11 protein-coding genes and 1 pseudogene are annotated in these 17,750 nt (G+C 59.8%); 6 read left to right on the forward strand and 6 right to left on the reverse strand.

Annotation, left to right across the window (positions count from 1 at the left end; all coding sequences use genetic code 11):
- Positions 1-13 precede the first annotated feature (13 nt).
- Positions 14-1,708, reverse strand: a pseudogene (locus Q5701_RS21275) (cbb3-type cytochrome c oxidase subunit I); the annotation flags it as partial.
- Here Q5701_RS21275 and Q5701_RS21280 point away from each other — a divergent pair.
- Together Q5701_RS21280 and Q5701_RS21285 are read left to right on the forward strand one after the other, a co-directional pair.
- Entirely contained in the window at positions 1,590-2,654 is a 1,065-nt protein-coding gene (locus Q5701_RS21280; RefSeq protein WP_306755465.1) for a Fic family protein, read from the forward strand. The pseudogene Q5701_RS21275 and the gene Q5701_RS21280 sit on opposite strands and share 119 nt — an antisense overlap.
- A gap of 1,105 nt (positions 2,655-3,759) precedes the next feature.
- Positions 3,760-4,677, forward strand: coding sequence for a CBASS cGAMP-activated phospholipase (locus Q5701_RS21285; protein WP_306752934.1), 918 nt, complete (start codon positions 3,760-3,762; stop codon positions 4,675-4,677).
- Positions 4,678-6,053: 1,376 nt separating this feature from the next.
- On the opposite strand, the gene Q5701_RS21290 is transcribed toward Q5701_RS21285, so the two are convergent.
- The gene (locus Q5701_RS21290) at positions 6,054-7,061 is read right to left on the reverse strand and encodes a zinc-dependent alcohol dehydrogenase family protein (RefSeq protein WP_306752936.1); all 1,008 of its coding nucleotides are present in this window, start codon (positions 7,059-7,061) and stop codon (positions 6,054-6,056) included.
- Positions 7,062-7,742: 681 nt separating this feature from the next.
- On the opposite strand from Q5701_RS21290, the gene Q5701_RS21295 reads away from it, so the two are divergent.
- The 4 genes from Q5701_RS21295 (at position 7,743) to Q5701_RS21310 (ending at position 12,792) form a co-directional block, all read left to right on the forward strand.
- The gene (locus Q5701_RS21295) at positions 7,743-8,708 is read left to right on the forward strand and encodes an ArdC family protein (RefSeq protein WP_306752938.1); all 966 of its coding nucleotides are present in this window, start codon (positions 7,743-7,745) and stop codon (positions 8,706-8,708) included.
- 722 nt (positions 8,709-9,430) lie between these two features.
- Positions 9,431-9,892 carry a hypothetical protein gene (locus Q5701_RS21300; protein WP_306755519.1) on the forward strand — a complete coding sequence of 154 codons (462 nt, stop codon included), beginning with the start codon at positions 9,431-9,433 and terminating at the stop codon, positions 9,890-9,892.
- A gap of 318 nt (positions 9,893-10,210) precedes the next feature.
- The gene (locus Q5701_RS21305) at positions 10,211-10,960 is read left to right on the forward strand and encodes a helix-turn-helix domain-containing protein (protein WP_306752939.1); all 750 of its coding nucleotides are present in this window, start codon (positions 10,211-10,213) and stop codon (positions 10,958-10,960) included.
- An 824-nt stretch (positions 10,961-11,784) separates the two neighbouring features.
- On the forward strand, positions 11,785-12,792 hold the full coding sequence (locus Q5701_RS21310) for a purine-nucleoside phosphorylase (RefSeq protein ID WP_306752940.1): 1,008 nt from the start codon (positions 11,785-11,787) through the stop codon (positions 12,790-12,792).
- Between the two features lie 413 nt (positions 12,793-13,205).
- Here the strand turns inward: Q5701_RS21310 and Q5701_RS21315 are convergent, their stop codons facing one another.
- From Q5701_RS21315 to Q5701_RS21330, 4 genes are all read right to left on the reverse strand, one after another.
- The gene (locus Q5701_RS21315) at positions 13,206-15,311 is read right to left on the reverse strand and encodes a potassium transporter Kup (protein ID WP_306752941.1); all 2,106 of its coding nucleotides are present in this window, start codon (positions 15,309-15,311) and stop codon (positions 13,206-13,208) included.
- Between the two features lie 138 nt (positions 15,312-15,449).
- Positions 15,450-16,148: a response regulator gene (locus tag Q5701_RS21320; RefSeq protein WP_306752942.1), complete on the reverse strand. Its 699-nt coding sequence runs from the start codon at positions 16,146-16,148 to the stop codon at positions 15,450-15,452.
- On the reverse strand, positions 16,141-16,989 hold the full coding sequence (locus Q5701_RS21325; RefSeq protein WP_306752943.1) for a sensor histidine kinase: 849 nt from the start codon (positions 16,987-16,989) through the stop codon (positions 16,141-16,143). Before Q5701_RS21325 ends, Q5701_RS21320 begins: the two co-directional genes overlap by 8 nt.
- Before the next feature lie 417 nt (positions 16,990-17,406).
- Positions 17,407-17,685, reverse strand: coding sequence for an SH3 domain-containing protein (locus tag Q5701_RS21330; protein WP_306752944.1), 279 nt, complete (start codon positions 17,683-17,685; stop codon positions 17,407-17,409).
- Positions 17,686-17,750 lie beyond the last annotated feature (65 nt).

Genomic DNA, 17,750 nt, shown 5'->3' on the forward strand with positions numbered 1-17,750 from the left:
ATGAAGGCCGCGGCGGCCCGGCGGCATAGGTCGGCAGCCGCAACCCCAGCCCGGCGTCCTTCATCTCTTTCTCGGGGATCCGCGCGGTCGAGGTCCATAGCCAGTAGATGATGCAGGCCACGCCCAGCAGGCCCGAAATCGCCCCTGCGACATACAGATGGAAGGTCGGCAGGATAAAGCAGCCGCCGATGAAGGCCGCGGCGGCCAGCGTAATCCAGGCATCGCCGGTGACGCGCTGGACCTGCACGGGGTGGCCGTCAATGACGCTGGTCACCATGGTTTCGCGGTGTCCTTCGGGCGCGTCGGGCAGATAATACCGCCCCTCCGCCATATGCTCGACCAGCTTGGGCTGATCCCAAAGCGGATAGCGCGAGGTGATGAAGGGGATCGAGCGCACCCCCCAGTCCTCGTCAGACAGCGTCGCGCTCCATTCCAGGGTGCCGGCCTTCCAGGGGTTTGGGTCGCGCAGGCGGATCTTGCCGGGGCGCAGCAGGTCCCAGGCAAAGACCAGAAAGCCTGCGGCGATGATGAAGGCCCCTATCGAAGACACCAGGTTGAGCGTGTTCCACCCCAGGTCCGACGGATAGGTAAAGACCCGGCGCGGCATACCCAGCAGCCCGGTCAGGTGCATCGGCAGGAAGGTCAGGTTGAAGCCGCCGAAGATCAGCCAGAAGGCCCACTTGCCCAGCCGCACCGATAGCTGGCGTTTAGTGAAGAAGGGAAAGAAGTAATACACCCCCGCCATCACCGGCAGGACCATGCCCCCGAACAGCGTGTAATGCAGATGCGCCACGATGAAATAGGTGTCGTGCACCTGCCAGTCGAAGGGAGCGATGGCCAGCATGATGCCGGTCAGCCCGCCCGCGGTAAAAATCGCCAGGCCGCCCGCGATCCACAGCAGCGGCAGGCTTTTCTGCACATGCCCCATCATCAGCGTGACCAGGAACACGAACAACTGGATGCCCGTGGGGATCACCACCGCCTCGGACGCGGCGGAAAAGAAGGCCAGCGAGATCATCGGCAGGCCGGTGGTGAACATGTGGTGCACCCACAGCCCGAAGGACAGGAACCCGGTTCCCACCGCTGACAGCACGATCCAGGAATAGCCGACGATCGGACGCTGCGCCATCGTCGGCACGATCATGGCCGCGATCGCGACCGAGGGCAGGAAGACGATATAGACCTCGGGGTGGCCGAAAATCCAGAACAGGTGCTGCCAGAAGATCGGGTCGCCGCCGCGCGCCGGATCGAAGAAGGGCCAGTCCAGGGCGCGCTCCAGTTCGAACAGCAGATCGCCGGCGATCAGGGGTGGAAAGGCGAACAGGATCATCCCGCCCACCACCAGAACGTACCAGGCGTAAAGGGGCATCATGTTGATCCGCATGCCGGGGGGACGGCATTTCAGCACGCCGACGATCAACTCGACCGCCGCGGCAATCGATGCGATCTCGATAAAGGAAAGCCCCAGGAGCCAGATGTCGGACCCTACGCCAGGATCCTCCGTCGCCAGCGGGGGATACATTAAGGAAATTTCATTTATCGAACACGTTGATGATCTCATGTTAAAGCCGTCATATATTCTGCCGAGGCTGCCTCCGCCGGTTGAACTCGAAACCGTACGAGTGTTGAAGAGCCTGAACCGTGCGTCGCGGGCCTTGGCAAACCTGAAGGGGCAGGCGAGGACGATCCCGAACCAAGGAATACTGATTGACACTTTGGCCCTGCAGGAGGCAAAGGCCTCGTCCGAGGTCGAGAACATCGTTACGACGCAGGACGAGCTGTTTCAGGCAGACGTGTTTCCCGACGATCCGCAGTCCCCGGCCGCCAAGGAAGTTGCCCGCTACCGCAATGCCCTGCGGCTCGGACACCGCCGACTGGTCGAGACAGGCGGACTCGTTCCAAACTCGACCCTGATTGACATGTTCCGCCTCCTGAAGGATCGCGATGACGCCTTCCGGGTAACGCCCGGCACTGCCCTGAAGAATGAACGGAGCGGGGAGACCGTCTTCGTTCCACCGCAGGACGCGAACGAGATCATTCGGCTGATGACCGACCTCGAGCGGTTTGTGAACGACGACAACTTGTCGGACCTCGACCCACTCATCAAGATGGCGCTCATTCATCACCAATTCGAAAGCATTCATCCATTCGCGGACGGGAACGGGCGGATCGGGCGCATCCTGAACGTGCTGTACCTGACGCGCACCGGCTTGCTGGACATTCCCATCCTTTACCTTTCGCGCCACATCACCCGGCACAAGAGCGACTACTATCGGCTCCTGCAGGCTGTGCGCGATGACGGTGCATGGGAGGATTGGGTCATCTTCATGCTGGATGCCGTGGCGGAAACGGCAATCACCACCGCGGAACTGGTCGAAGGCATCGGCCTGCAAATGCGCGAAGCAAAGCATCGGCTTCGGTCGGAACTGCCGAAGATCTACAGCCAGGATCTGCTGAACAACCTTTTCCGGCACCCGTATACCCGGATCGACTATGTCCAGAACGAACTTGGCATCACTCGCCAGACGGCGGCGCGGTATCTCGACACCCTCTCCGAGAGCGGCTTTGTGGAGAAGCATCGGGCCGGGAAGAGCAACTATTATATCAACACACTTCTCGTACGATTACTGATGAGAGTATCGGAGGAGACGTAGAAAGGGCATTAGTTCGTAGTCGACGAGCAGCAATCTAAACCACGCAGTCGGTGCAGTTGATCGTCCGCTCCCGTTGTGGCGCGGCCATGGAATGCTGCATCGTCATCAGTGGGCTTACTGCGTGCTAGTGTTCACCATCTGACAAATGATTCCCAGTCTATTGCTGCTTCACCGTTGGCAGCGCGAGCTAAGGCTCGATGTCAACTATGCGGGACCCGGACGGTCACTGGCCGCTTCGCATAAGGCGGTTTGATCCACCAAATGCTCGGCTTAAACCGGGTATCTTATGTCAGGTGGCGAACACTAGGCTGCGCGAAGCGGCGCGAACATTTGTGATACCATTGAGCTGGTCGGATCATCCGAAGTCAGGGTGGGGCAGGAGGACAGGAGCTAACACCGGAGGCTGGTAAACCAGTATGCCGCCCGCCATGTTGCCGTTGTCCGTCAAGGCCTCAACCAGGAGACTGGTCACTGTGGCCAGTGCGATCACCAGGTTCTGGCGCATGTTGCCCAGCGTCGCGCAAGATCGCCTTCGCCTCCGGGATCTTGCGCCGATCGTTGGCGGCCTGCCTGCATCACGCAGCGCTTCTCATGAACGCCCCGCAATCCGGGATGGGATCAGCGACAATGCCCCCGTGCGGCACAGCCCTCTCATGAGAGGCAAGGGCAGCAAGCTGGGCTAGAGCGAGATTGCCGATCGAATTCCAGGTGCCCTGTGAATGATGTGTGCGGCCAAAAGCGTTCTTTGTTTGTGTATTCATCACGATCTCCTTGGCTAGATAGTCTGGCATCAGAGGAAGGTAACGGAGGATGTTCTCGAGCGGAGCTTGCCAAAGATGCCTTGTCAGCACTGTGGCTAGGACCAACTCCAGGTCGAACGAGAATTATTCTGTTCTTGTTATGTTCCCAAGACGAAATAATCAAGAAAACATTGAGAGTCGCTGCAGGAAAGGCCGTTCTAGGTTCCGGCTAGGATTGTGCTGTTCCTCTAGAGGCTCATCATGATGAGGCGGTGCCAGTAGGACAGTCGCACCACAATTATCCATATGCACATCTTGGCGAAACCGCGGAACGCACTGATATTCTGTAGGAAGGAGGTGCGTCCATGAAGATCCTGTCGATCAGCGGTGGCGGTTTCCAGGCCTTGTATAACGTGATCCTGCTGGAACAGCTGGAGCAGCTGGCCGGTCCGGTGAAGGATAGCTTCGACCTCTTCTGCGGAACGTCGGCGGGTGCCGTTGTTGCGGCGGCAGCCGCAAGGGGAATACCCATGGCGGAACTGCGCGTAGGCTTTGAAAAGCGTGGGGCCGAAGCCTTTCATCGCCGAAGCATCTCTGGTCCGCGCGACCTGTGGCGGGTGTTCGGACGGTCGCGCTACATGGCGGCGCCGCTAAAGATGCTGGTCGACGAGATCGCAGGTAAAATGACCTTCGCTGAACTGGACGCGCCGCTGGCCGTGACTGCCGTCCGGCTGCGCGACGGCGCGCCCACGGTCTTCAGCAACCAGAACTCACCCCAGGTGAAGCTGGGCGACGCGGTGATGGCGAGCGCTGCAGCTCCGACCATGTTTCCTGCGGTCTCCATCAATGGCGAGCTTCATGCCGATGGAGCTATCGTCGCCAATGCCCCCGACCTTCTGGCGCTGGAATTGGCCCTGCGCGCGGGTGCAAAGGCGGAGGAGGTGTCCATGTTGTCGCTGGGTTCGATGAACGCTTGCCCGCCGCTGGGAGAGCCTGCCGATCCCGACATGGGCGTGCTTGACTGGCTCCGGGGCAACCGCATCTTCCGGACCATGATGGGCGCGCAGGCGGAGGTGACCCGCGGCCTGATGAGCAGCCTTCTGGGTGAGCGCTATACCCGGATCGATGCCGATCCCGGCTTTCCGCTGCGGGGCGATGTGGCCCTTGACCGGGCAGATGCAAAGGCCGTCGCAGCGGCAAGAATGGCGGCGAGTCTGTCGCTGCCGGAACTCGAGGCCTGGGTGCGATCAGGCAAGGGTTCCAACTTGCGCAAGATTGCTTGAAAGGCGGGTGCAGGAGGGCGGTGAAGGAGCAATGCGGATGTCGGATTGTCTCATCGGCTACATGCACCTTACAATCTCCATGCAGCCTGTCGGTGAGTCATCAAGGGATCTGGACGATGAGTGCCGAGACTTCCTGTCATCCTCAAAAACCTGTGAAAGACACCACGCTTGCATTCAAGGGCTAGAGCATCATTCAGGGTTGTGTGAGCCGCGCAGTTCACGCTTGTGGAATAATCACTTCTAATAACATGAGCGTTTCCGAAAAGATCAACTTTTCCATGTGGAGATTATTCAATTACAAAATCTTAACAATCTATATACTAAATGATATAACTTAGAGAAACATCCACAGTATGTTTCGTTTGCAGGGCTATAATGCTGTCAATGAAAATCATATGCCAATCAAAGTTGGCCCATTTTCAATGTTGTAAATATTACCTCGCTCAAGTATTATACCTTTGTTCTTGTGGTCATTTTGGTTACACCTTGACGGACGTTTCTGAACTTGGCCTTCTTGATCGCAGAAATATGAAGGGCTTAATCAACTATCGGCGAGGTGCTTCGATGATAGGATATTCGAAGCAATAGAGTTCTTAAACGCATGTTCCTGATGCGGCGAGATGAGCCAAGGCCAACTTGGTGCAATTAGGGGGACTTCAAGTTTAACCCTTGATGTCCGGCAAAGCCGATCACTGACATGCTGATATCCTGCTTCCAAGCTTTCGCAAGCGTCCTGCATTGCAAGACTGCTGGTAGATGCTCTACAGTGGGCAAGTCCGCTACTCCTTTTTGGGTGTAGAGCGGCTGCGAGGCTTTTCAAGCAAGCATCATCACAACGCCTTTTAACATCGGCGTTAGCAACCTTGGTGTTGTCTGGATACCCTATGGCCTGAAAGGGCTGTGCGTGGCGAGAGACAGCACTGTCATCCTGAATGATCGAGTGGGCGCAGCGCCTCATTCCATGGAGTTTGTTATGACAAGGTTACTCGCGTTTGTCGCCGCAGCGTCCCTGTTTTCGGTGACGGCTCAGACAGCTCTGACGCAGGAGGCTCATGAACGGCCTGATCCTCAGCCAGGAACCTCGGAAGTGGTTAAGGTCGAGGTAGACGCTGGCCGTGTAAATAGTGCCCACGACCTGGCCAGTAGCGGTCTTGCCGCAACAGACAAGATTTCGGTCACAAGCTTTGCTTCCTCGGGGGGGATCGACGGCCCAAGTCGGGGTGATTACTGATACAAACGGTGTTCTGCTCGTATCCTGTTTGCTGTTGCGGCGATAACACCGAACCACAAGATGGAAGCAGGCTGCAGGTGAAACGGCCATGCGCGAAGGGCCGCACAGGGCTCTTATCGTCGGCTGAAAGCTCAAGTGCAGCCTGCTAGATTGTCACGCAGATCTTCCCGAAGTGAGAGTTGGTCTCCTGGTGCCGGAAAGCGTCAGCCAGTTGGGCCAGGTCAAAGCTCCGGTCGATTACCGGACGAAGTCCGGTCATCTTCAGCGCGGCCAGGAGATCCTGCTGATGCCTGCGCGATCCCACCAGCAGCCCTTGCAGCCGCTGCTGCCTTGCCATCAGTTGCGCCGTCGGCACGTCGCCGCTGGTGCCGGTCAGCACCCCGATCAAGGAAATGAGCGCACCAGGCCGGCCGGCGGCGATTGATTGCGCCAGCGTTCCCGGCCCACCCACCTCGATGACGTGATCAACACCGCGACCATCGGTCAAGCGGCGTATTTCTTTCCCCCAATCGGGTGTGCTTCGGTAGTTGATGACGTGATCCGCGCCGAGTGCGCGAAGCCTGTCCAGCTTCTCATCCGAGGAGGATGTAGCGATCACCCTTGCGCCCATGGCCTTGGCGATCTGCAAGGCATAGATCGACACGCCGCCGGTCCCTAGGGTAGCGACGACATCACCGGCCTTCAGATTGCCCTCGACGATGAGCGCGCGCCAGGCGGTGACTCCCGCTGTCGTGATCGTTGCGGCTTCCTCATGGCTCCAGCCCTCCGGGGCGCGGGTGAACCAGGTTGCTGGAAGGGTCACGTGTTCGCGTGCATAGCCGTCAATACCATCACCCGGCACTTGCCTGAAATCCGAGGGGCGAAGCTCGCCATCCTGCCAGATGGGAAAAAAGCAGGAGACCACGCTGTCTCCAGGCGCGAACTCGGTCACGCCTTCGCCGACGGCCTCAACCGTTCCGGCACCGTCACTCATCGGAATACGGCCATCGTCCGCGGGAATTCTCCCAAATGCAACAAGGTAGTCATGAAAGTTCAGCGAGCTTGCTCTGATGCGGACCCGGACCTCCCCCGCGCGAGGCTTCGGAGGCTCGGGGGCATCGACTACCACCAGGTTCTCCAGACCACCGGGGCTCTTGATCGTGACCTGTCTCATTGCGGACCTTTCATGTTGAAACGAACAACAGCATTAGCCGTCGCAGCATCAGTCATCTCGGTAACGATCTGCCTTGTCGTGCCTGCCAACGGCGGCCCACAATCCCGGACTGAATTGGGCAAAGAGGGACTCATGTCGCTGCCTGCTAAATCATGCTCGCAAGTCTCGGGAAGGGGAACAAGTTTTGAAGAGCACTTCAGTAGATCGGCATGCATATGCCCCATGTCGCGATAATAGATCGCGCAGCGAGCGGTTTGGGATTTCTTGTCCAGTCAAAGTAATCGCCAGTCTTACTTTCCAGAGCGCTCGTCCCTCTTGCGCGTGCGGCGGTTAAGCATGTTGCAACAGATCATGCTGTCTTCTTTTGAGGTTGCGAACAGTTGCTATTCCTGAGTCCGCGCCCGAAAGTTAGGATCATTCAATCAAGTTCTTCGCTGCGGACTGCACGAATGACTGCTTTCTTGGTCGCGCTGCGGCCGCCATGCCGCGTCGCCGTCAGGCCGCTTCCCGCCCTTCACGGGTACTCATTTGGTCAGGCCTCGACGGATGTCAGGCGCCGCTGCAGCGCTCCTTCGGCGGCCGCAGTTCCTCAGCCCGGAGAGCCAGAGCACCGTCGGGTTTTTCGTGACGGGTTGAGGGTTGGAGGAGAGACCTCCGGCGCCCGTCGCGGAGGACATCCCGATGCCCAGACATCAGCGTATCGCCCGATCCGGTGGCGGCGATCGTGCCTGCCTTTACGAAGAAATCACCGATCGGATCATCGCGGAGCTTGAGGAGGGTCGGCTGCCCTGGGTACAGCCCTGGGGGGCGGCGGGGGCGCAGGCCTCGCTTGCCTTGCCCTGCAATGCCAGCACCGGTCGCAGGTACAGCGGCATCAATGTGCTGATCCTCTGGGGCGCCGTCGTCCAGCATGGCTATCCTACCCAACACTGGCTGACGTTTCGGCAGGCCCATTCGTTGGGCGGTACCATCCGCAAGGGCGAGCGGGGCATTGCAGTGGTCTATGCCGACCGCTTCATGCCCGAGCAGGAGAAAGATCGCGCCCGTGGGACAGGGGAGGAGGCCCACAGCATCGCCTTCCTGAAACGGTTCACGGTGTTCAACGTCGCGCAATGCGACGGCTTGCCTCAGGAAATTTTGCAGGCGGCACCGCCGCCGCCGCCCGACATGATCGAGCCACAGGCCGAGACGCTGATCCGCAACACGGGCATCGATTTCCGCATCGGCGGCGATCGCGCTTTCTACGTGCCCGCCCTCGATTACGTGCAGGTGCCGCCGCCGGCTGCCTTTTTCGTGCCAATCGACTGGCACAGAACGGCACTTCACGAGCTGGGTCATGCCAGTGGCCATCCCTTGCGGCTCAACCGTGACTTTTCAGGCCGCTTCGGCTCCCGTGCTTATGCGGTCGAGGAACTGGTGGCCGAGATGTGCGCCGCCTTCTGCAGCGCGGCGCTCGGCATCGTGCCGACGGTGCGCCATGCCGACTATATCGGCGCCTGGCTCGAGGTGCTGCGCGAAGACAACCGCGCCATCGTCCGCGCAGCCTCGCAGGCCAGCAAAGCTGCCGACTGGCTGCTTGGCCATCTGCCGGACTTGCAGGACGGTGACGCCGATGCAGCCGCTATTGATTGTGAGGTCGCAGCCTGAAGCTCCTCACACCTGATCGTGGCAAGCACCTTCTGGCCATAACCGCATGACCGATGTGACCATGCGTCGGTGGTGAAGCCGTTCAAGACCTTGGGCGAGGACGGCTGGCTTGTCCGGCCTTAGTCATTCGGGTGAGGCCAACGCGGTGTCCGCCGCAACAGCTTGTGAGCGTCACCTTCGACCTGGCTGTTTATTCCCAAGCAAGAATAAAAAGCGGCGACGCCCCTTAGTCATTCGGGTGAGGCCAACGCGGTGTCCGCCGCAACAGCTTGTGAGCGTCACCTTCGACCTGGCTGTTTATTCCCAAGCAAGAATAAAAAGCGGCGACGCCCAGGGAGGAGGAGGGGCGCCGCCGCGGAACGCTGGCCCAGGGAGGAGGGAGGGGCCGCGTTTGGGGTGCGGCACGGCCAGGGAGAAGAAGGGCCGTTGCCGCCAACGATCGGACCAATGGGAGGAGGGGTCCGTCGCATGGGGTGCCGCGACACAGGGCGGCTATGTAGGGTGCGGGTCGGCCAGGGAGGAGGAGGGCTTCACCGCAAACGGCGCGCCCGAGGGGAGGAGGAGGCAGGCCGTATTCTGGTGCCGCGAAACAGGGCGGCTCTATGAGGGTTGCGGCATCCCCCACGGAGGAGGAGAGGGGATGCCGCCAGTTCCCGCGCCCCAGGGAGGAGGGGGACCGGAAAGGGTGTGTCTTACTTCGCGCCCCTGCGATCCTCTTGTGCATGGCCGGCGGTTTCCCCGCGTCAGTCGAGTGTAGCGCGGCCAAGGCCGAGTTGATTCGTCGTATCACCCCTTGGCCAATCGAGCCGCCCTTGCAGCTTTGGCGTTGCCCGATGGGCAATGGGGGCGTGAGCCTTCCCGGTGGAGGAGAATCTAACCGCTTGCCTCTGGAGGTCGCAAAATATCGCGACGCGGTTGAACTCTGGCAGCTTTCAAAGCACGTGACGAACGGCAGTGGCGGGCGAGACCTTTACGTCGATATGAGCCGATACGGGTATTCCCCATCTGGCGACTTTATCCGGCAACAGACCAACGAAGATGATGTGCCGGAATGGCTTGATGAGGAAGTCAGACACCATACCGGCAGCACGTTGATGAATCACTATGGCCGAGGGTTCAGAAGCATCGTGTTTCGCATGCAGGACTACACGGGAGCTTATTCCACAGAATGGGTGAGCTGGTGATGCGTCCGACCCGCCGATCCTTACACAAAGAATTGCTGCTAAGCCCCTGCTGGCGTAGGCTGTTCGGCAAAATACCCCAAAGGGGAGGGACGAGCAGAATCAGATAGACCACCAGCCCAATAGGAAACCCCCCGCGCGGGGGTCCGCACGAGGGGGCTTGGGATTGATAACACAGGTTTGGCGACCTGAATTAGCAGCTAATGTTCACCTGCTATAGTTAGCTTCCCACTCCCGGAAATCAAGAGCAAAAAGCGCATCTGTGCGAACAGATGAGGCTTGCCTGCGGACACCGCGCTTCTTGTGACAAAGGAGCAGCACTTGACGACTGTAGCAGCCGCGGCAAGCGGCGATTTTTTCCAACGCTTGGGCGTACTGGCCCAAGCTTGCACCGGCACGCGACCTCATGGCCGGATGCGCTTGCACCGCAACTCTCATCGTGCAGGAACATGCGAGGCCATGTTCTGGCGCAGCACCTCACGGCAGGAGGTGCAGAAGATCATCAAAGCTGCGCAGCGATACGAGTTGCACAGCCGCAAACCCGGCAGACGCAACGGGCCTTTGGGTAGCATCGCCCTGGAGATCCTGGCGCTGTTCGGCAATCTGGTTAGCTACAAAACGGGACGGCTGGACCCTTCCCTTGACTGGATCATGGGCAAGTTGAAGCGGTCCAGGGACGCCGTTGTTCGCGCCTTGAAGGCATTGCGTGACCACGGCTTCCTTGACTGGCTGCGCCGGTTCGAGCCAACCCCGAACGAAGGCCGTGGCCCGCAGGTCCGGCAGGTCAGCAACGCTTATCGTCTTTCTGCACCCAAGCGTGCCCTGGCGCTTCTTGGTCGCTGGTCCAGCCGTCCTGCCTTGCCTGATGATGATGATGTTACACGAGCTGACAGGAAGGCTATCGAAGTCGAGCATGTGGCATCGCTCGATCTTGGATCTTTCGCCAGCTTTCAATGTGGTGACTCGCCTCTCGGGAGGGCATTGGCACAGATGGGCAAAGCCATAGACTTACGCGAGTCTGCCAGGCGGACTGAATCCCAGTCTACCTTTTATTCTTGTGCCACCATGTAAAGACGAGGGCATGACGCAGAAGCACTCCCGCTGATCCGACAGTTTTGACGACACCCGTGCATGGCTATGAAAATAGCCTGTGGACGGCGCACGGCACATCAAGACTGTCGCACGAGTTGAACCAGCCACGACAGGACGATGAAGAAAACGCTTCATAAATTATTGATATTAAACAGTAATATTTCATGACAACTACTATCAACCCAGGAGGATACCTTCGGCGCATGACCCGCGCCTTCCAACAACGCCACCTGAACCTCATGGGCAGCCTGATCGGGCTGAGCGAGCACATCCGGCATGACCAGGCGTCCGGATGATCCGCCTTGCTCTTGCCGACCAGTGGCCTTGGTCCTGGTACCGCCCTAGTGCAAGCGCCGCTCTATGTGCCTTCCGAAGAGCCTTGGGTGCTGGTTAGCGATGCGGACGCTTGGGAGTATGCCAATCTAATGGCAGCGGATTTCGAGCGGTACGCCTCTGCTCTCACCCGGCACTTCCAGTGTCTGGACACAGCCTGGCAGAACGGAAATAACCATGGCCGGAAGGCTGCCGCTGAACATGAGGTTTTCGTTGCTGGGTAAAAGCGCTTGAGATCGAGGACAGGATCGGTGTCGCTCCTCTGGAGTGGCTGGAGTGAAGGTCATTTCTACCTGTCAACATTCCCGACTGAACGTTCCAAAGATGTGGGCGCGATACTCTGCCAGGTTGAACCCAGCACTGTAAGTTAGGTACCGACAAGGCTTGATGCGTTTCGCGTTTTTCACCACACCTGGCCTAGCCCTGACTGCGCCTTTCCGAAGTGCGCAGTCTCTTGAACGGAGATATGAATGAGCCTCAAGCGTCTTGGTCTTGTCCTAACCACCGCCCTTCTGCCTGCAGCCGCCGCTGCAGATGTTATCGCGCCCAAGGTCATGGTGATTGCCATGTTTGAGGCCGAGGCCAAGCCCTGGCAGGAAAATCTGGACCTGCCGAACAAGGTTCAAGTTCCTGGCTTGCCGGAAGGCGCCAATGAAGTTGCATGCAATGCCGACCTTTGCCAGATGACCACCACCATGGGCTTTGCAAATGCTGCGGCCTCGACCATGGCAGTGGTGCTCTCGGACAAGTTCGACCTAACCAAAACCTACTTCATCGTGGCAGGCATTGCCGGTGTCGATCCTGAAAACGGAACGCTCGGAACGGCCGCCTGGGCAGACTATGTCGTGGACGCGGGACTGGTTCATCGCATCGATGATCGCGAGGCGCCGGCCGAATGGACCAGCCAGATCGTCGAACTGGGCGCGAAGAAGCCCGATGAAAAGCCGGGTTGGAGTGCCGGAACCGAGGTGTTCCGGTTGAACCCGGCACTGGTGAAGGCTGCCTACGAGGCAAGCAAGAACGTCGAACTCAGCGACAACGAGGACGCCGCGACCTATCGGAGTTCTTATAGCCAGGACGCTGCCAAGGCCGATCCTGCGGTGACGGTCTGCGCCTCGATTTCCGCCGATACCTATTGGCATGGCGCCATTACCGCCCAGGAGGTCGAGGACCACGTCTCGCTCCTCACGGATGGAAAGGCGGATTACTGCATGAGCCAGATGGAGGACAACGCCACGTTGGCCGCGCTGAAGCGAGGGGCGCAGTCAGATCTCCTAGATTTTGACCGAGTGGCCGTGCTGCGGACTGCATCGAACTTCGACCGCGCCCATGAGGGACAGAGCACGGCCGAGTCCCTGGCTGCGAAATCCGGCGGCTTTCCTGCCGCGACGGAAAATGCGTTCCGCGTTGGAAACGTGTTTGCCCAGGCCATCATCGCGGACTGGTCCAGCTACGAGAATGGCGTACCCAAGCCGTAGCAGGACATCACAATTTGCTTAGCACGCCCCACGCGCGTGCGGCTATGGGCTGAGGGCGGCTCGGATCCGCCGTCCGCCCCAATCGTTTCTGGCGATCACCATAGCTGTCCAGATCCACCAACTACCTGTTTGTATCACTCCGAACCAGCAAGCTGCTGTCCAAGTCATTCAACGGGCATGTCGTAGCGGAACTCTGATGCCTCAGGTGCGCTGCCCCATAAAATCCGATTGTCACCCCGGCGGTACAGCATGGAGCTCACATTCGAAGTTGGCATAAGAACACCTGGTTTGGGGCCCTGCCCGACAGGCTACCCGTGCCGAGGCCAAGGACCTGCGCGCGGAGTGGCTGGGCCTCAAGGAGGCTGGGAAGGAAGTTGCCAGGGCTACTTTGCTGCCTTTCCGGACGAGACATCTCAGATCGGAAGTTGTTGCCCCAGAACGATAACCCGACTGCTTGGCAGGTGGTAAAAGTCGGTCGCGTTGGCGGCGGATTTCGCCAGTGAAAGAAACAGCGTTTCCTGCCATGCTGGCAGGCCTTTGCCCTTGGTCCGACGGAAGAAGCGCTGCGTCAGGAAGAAGGACGTCGCCATGATGTCGAACTTGATGCCCTTCTTTTTTGCAAGAGCAAGCGCCCGAGGCAGGTTCGTCTCTTCGATGTAGCCAAAGCACATGTCGACCCGGGTGAAGCGCTCGGAGAGCGGCGTGACAGTGACCCGTTCCGCGTCGGGAACATAGGGCCGAGTGGCCACCGTGACGCAGACAATGATGTTGTGCTCGTGCAGGACTTGATTGTGCTTGATGTTGTGCAGAAGTGCTGCGGGGGCCACATCCGGTTCAGCGGTCAGGAAGACCGCCGTTCCAGACACGTTCAACAAACGGCTCGACTTGCCTAGTATCTCGATCAATGCCCCAAGCGACGTGGCCCTCCGCCGGGTCTGGTCCTGAGCATGGCGGGTGCCGCGCACCCAGGACCACATGAGCAGGATCATCACGGCCGCCATCAGGATCGGCACCCATCCCCCATGCGGGATCTTGATGGCATTCGATCCCAGAAACAGCAGTTCCAGCAGCAGGAGCGGCATGACCACGACCGCCACCAAGAGGAGCGGCCATCTCCAAACCTTCAGGAACACGACGGAGGCAAGGATCGTGGTAATGACCATGTCCCCGGTCACCGCGATGCCGTAAGGGGCGGCAAGGTTCGAGGACGAGCCAAAAAGGATCACCAGGATGAAGACACCGACCGCCAGGATGGCGTTGACCTTTGGCAGGTAGATCCGGCCTTCCTGGTTCTCGGAGGTGTGCAGGATTTCGAGCCGGGGCAGAAGGCCGGTTCGCACCGCTTGCTTCATCAGGGAGAAGGCACCCGAGATGACAGCCTGGCTTGCGATGACCGTGGCCATGGTCGCCAGGATCACCAAAGGTAAGAGTGCCCAGGATGGCGCCATGAGGAAGAAGGGATTTTCCGCCCTCTCGGGATGTGCGAGGACCATGGCTCCTTGCCCAAGATAGCTCAAGGTCAGAGCCGGCCACACGAGCCCGATCCAGGCCAATCGAATGGGACGTTTTCCGAAGTGTCCCATGTCGGCATAAAGCGCCTCGCCTCCGGTCACGGTCAGAAAGACCGATCCCAGGACAATGAGCGAGGCAAAGCCGTGCGTGACGAAAAAGCTTGCCGCATAGGTGGGGCTCAAGGCGCGCAAGATCGACCAGTCGTCCCCGATATGGAGTAATCCCAACACCGCCATGGTGAGAAACCAAACGATCATGACTGGCCCAAAGAAGACCGACACGGCGCCGGTGCCCCAACGCTGCACCAGAAAGAGCCCCGCGATGATGACCAGCGTCAGCGGCACGACGTAGGGGCCAAAGGCGGGCGTCACGAGGCTCAGGCCTTCGACGGCAGAGAGCACCGACATGGCCGGAGTGATGATGGCATCCCCGAAGAACAGGGAGATGCCGATCATGCCAAGAGCGAGAAGCCAAACCGGACGGCTGCCCAGGGCTTGCTGAACCAGGGTGACCAGGCTGAGGGTGCCGCCTTCACCACGGTTGTCCGCGCGCATGATCAGCAGCACGTATTTGAAACTCACGATGAAGATCAGCGTCCAGATCAGGAGCGAGATCACCCCGATCACGTCGTCTGGCGTCAGTCCGTCATGGGAAGCGGCATGCAGGGACTCGCGCATGGCGTAGATGGGCGACGTGCCGATGTCGCCGTAGACCACGCCGATGGCACCCAGAGTCAAGGCGGCCAAACTGCCGTTGGCATGCTGCCCAGGTGTCGGCAAGTCCGACAAATGAGCGGCAGCCGCAGCGAACTCGGCCTCTGATTGCGCATGCGTGCCGATGTCGCCGTAGACCACGCCGATGGCACCCAGAGTCAAGGCGGCCAAACTGCCGTTGGCATGCTGCCCAGGTGTCGGCAAGTCCGACAAATGAGCGGCAGCCGCAGCGAACTCGGCCTCTGATTGCGCATGAGGCGAGGTGCTCTCACCCTCGTCGAGATTGGAATTCATGATAACGGCCTCTTCAGAGTAAGCTTGGGCCTGTTCCACACGTCGTTGAGGCCCACGATATTCGCTCGGTTGATGCGGAAACCCGAGGTGAACTCCACATCAGTCTGACCGCAGCTTTTGGGCAGCATCCGAGCGCCTTCATTCGGCAGACGCAAAGCGATAACCGATGCCTGGTTCGGTGAAGATCATCCGCGGTGACGCCGCATCGTCACCCAGCTTTTCGCGCAGATGTCCCACAGCGATGCGCAGATAATGGCTGTCGCCCAGATGCGCAGGTCCCCAGACAGTCCGCAAAAGCTCCTGATGGGTCAGCAGCCGGCCTGCATGGCGGACCAGAAGTGCCAGCACATCGAATTCCTTGCGCGTCAGGCGCACCGGCATCCCGGCTTTTGTCACCGTTCTGGCAGCCAGGTCGATGCTCAGATCGCCGTTGGACAGGATCAGCGAAACCTCCTCGGCGCTCTTGCGGCGGGTCAGGGCGCGCAGGCGCGCGAGCAACTCGGCGGGTGCAAAGGGTTTGGTGACGTAATCGTCGGCGCCTGCATCGAGCGCAGCGACGATCTCGGCCTCTGCTGATCGGACTGAAACCACCAAGATCGGCACGTCAGACCATTCCCGTATGGCAGCGATCACCGCCTTGCCGTCCATGTCCGGAAGACCGAGATCCAGCACCACCGCCGATGGTGCCCCGGTTGCGGCACGCTCTATCCCTTCACGTCCGCGCGTTGCCTCGACCATGGCGTGGCCCGCGCTTTCCAGGACGATCCGCAGAAAGCGGCGGATCGGAGCCTCGTCCTCGATCACGAGAAGGCGTAGCGGCGAAGATGGGTCAGACATCGGTATCCTCGGGAAAAGCAGCAGGCAGGATCATCCGGATGGCCGCTCCATGGCTCCCCGCTGGCTCGACGGCGGCGACGCTGCCCTCATTGGCCTCGATCATGCCCTTGACGATCGCCAAGCCAAGACCGGCCCCTGCCGGATGTCCGTCACCCTGCACGGCGCGGTGGAAGATATCAAAGACCCGGCTGCGCTCGGCTTTTGGAATGCCCGGCCCCTCGTCGATGACGGTCAGTGCGACACCATCTGGCACCGGCTGAGCGGCAATGTGGATGGTGCTGCCCTCGGACGCATATTTCGTGGCATTCTCGAGAAGGTTGGTGAGGGCCTGGCCGATCAGCACCGGATCGGCGAAGAAGGGAGACGTGCCCGGCGCGATCTCGACCTTGACGCGAAAGGGTGCCAGCACGCGGGCGAGATCGCCGCGTGCCCGGCCGATCAGTTCGGCGACCGGCACTACCTCGCGCCGCGGCACCAAGGCGCCGTGCTCCAGCCGGGTCATGCCCAAAAGGTTGCCGACGAACCTGTCGAGCCTGCGCGCCTCATTCAGTGCCTCGCCCGCCAGTTCGCGGTTCTGCGCGGCGGTCAGACCCCCGTCCGCCAACGCAGACAAGGCGCCGATCACGGTGACGAGGGGCGTTCGCAGGTCATGGCTGACGCTGTTCAGCAATGCAGCCCGCAGCTTCTCGGTCTCGGAGGCCAGCCTTGCTCGCTCAAGGTCCCTTTCCACGGTGATCCGTTCAACTGTAACCGCAACCTGATCCTCCACTGCGGCCAGGCGCCGGGTCTCGGGGTCGAGCCGTCGGACAGGATCGAGAAAGCGCAGGCCTACCGTGCCCATCGGGGCACCTAGCCCGGATTATTCGTGAGGGGTTGGTGAGGCTGGCTTAACCAGTTGAAGAACTGTAGTTTTATGGTTCCTACGCCAAAAACCGCAGTTTATCAGGATGCCGCGCCTCACCATGGATGTTTCATCCTTGCATTCATGCGTGAAACCATCCCGCAGGAATGGACAAAATTCCGCGACAAGGTCTCCGACAACTTCCGCGTCATAACCCACGAGAACTTTCGGGTTTTGCAGTAGAAGCGGTATAAAAGACATCGCTGCACGTTTACTTATGGCTGTTTGCTTCGTCCGATCGCTGCCCCGACGGCCAACCCTGATCTAGCCGCTGCAGCAAACCTGAACGGCTGCTTTGGAGAAGCTGCAGTGCAGCAGGTTGCTCCCCAGGTCGGCAGTCATGGGCCGGATGTTGCGTCAACGATGCGCCAGATAGTCTGCAGAAACATAGCCCGAGATACTGGGCTTGTCGGTGAGAAAGACTTTGCACCAGACCTTACCGTTACTCGGCACGCAGTTCTGACGAGTAAGTTGCGTTCCGTCGGGCAGGCCAATTATGATTTTGTGGTCAAGGCTGGGACCTTCGCGCAGCTTCAAGAGGTCGTCTGGCCCGGCGCCCTTCACCACTGCACCAGAACCGACCGCGCATCCGGTGGCAACCATAAGAGCGAGAAGAGCAGCAAAATGAGTTCGCATTATCTGTCCTGAATCGTTTTGCCACCCCTACGACGCCATCACGCTGGATGACAGCAGGCCGGTGT

This window comes from Paracoccus actinidiae, from assembly GCF_030863885.1.
GTDB lineage: Bacteria > Pseudomonadota > Alphaproteobacteria > Rhodobacterales > Rhodobacteraceae > Paracoccus > Paracoccus everestensis.